The sequence below is a fragment of the Streptomyces sp. SID5785 genome, from assembly GCF_009870065.1.
Lineage (GTDB): Bacteria > Actinomycetota > Actinomycetes > Streptomycetales > Streptomycetaceae > Streptomyces.
The window spans coordinates 1-938 of sequence record NZ_WWIA01001121.1; the positions used below are offsets into that span (position 1 = coordinate 1).

At 74.7% G+C, this 938-nt stretch carries 1 protein-coding gene; it reads right to left on the reverse strand.

Annotated features, from left to right (window positions below; genetic code table 11):
- Positions 1-306: 306 nt before the first annotated feature.
- A partial coding sequence (locus tag GTW43_RS36215; protein WP_161306216.1) for a M56 family metallopeptidase occupies positions 307-938 on the reverse strand: 632 nt, incomplete at its 5' end.

The window sequence follows — 938 nt, forward strand, 5'->3', positions numbered from 1 at the left end:
AGGCAACCTCACTGAGGCACTCACCCTCTTCCGCAGGTGGGCGATGGAGAACACCCCGCAGTAGCACAGTCCCGGCTCGATTCCTGCTGCCGCAGGCGCCCCTACCCGGTGAACCTGTGCGGTCAGGGCACTGGGGCGTGTTTCGCAAGTGCCGTCTGCCTCGCGGGGGCTGGCACGCACGCTCGCGGCGTTGCCGAAATGCCCTAGTGGATCCGCTACGAGACCATTCCGGCGCCTTGCGATCGCACGCACCAGACCCCGCGAGGCCCGCCCTGCGGGCGAACGACGCCACTTTCGAGACACGCCCTAGATGCCGACGGACTCGAGCAGCCGGTGCAGGTCGCGCGCCGCCTCGGCGGACGACAGTGCTGCGACAGCGAGCAGGGCCGTGGTGGCGGCGGCCAGCAGGGGGTGACGGCCGAGCGGCGGCGCGAGCAGTGCGGCGACCCGCCGCGGGACCGGACCGGCGCCGGTGCGTCCGGTGAGCCGGGCGAGGCCCAGGATGCCGAGTGCGGCGCCGAGCGGCCGGCCGGCGGCGGGTCGGGCGGCGAGCGCCGCCTTGCCGACGGCGCGCGCGACCCGGGTACGGTCGCCGGTCGCGGCGACGGCCCGCTCGTCGGCCCACCGTTCGATCGTGTAGGTCACATACCGGGCCGGTGCCCGCAGGAGCGGATTGACGGCGGCGCCGAGCTGGGCCAGTGCGACGAAGGCGTAGTGGTGCGCGTCCAGGTGGGCGCGCTCGTGCGCCAGCAGGATGTCGTGCTCGGCCGGGTCGAGGGTGTCGAGCATGCCCGTGGACACGACGACCCGCCCCGGCAGGCCGGGCAGCGCGAACGCGTCGGGTGCCTCGTCCTCCACGACGACCACGCCGTCCCGCGCGGGCATGCAGGCCGCCTCCACCGCTGCGGCCGCGAGCGTGCGGGCCCGGAGCCACAGCA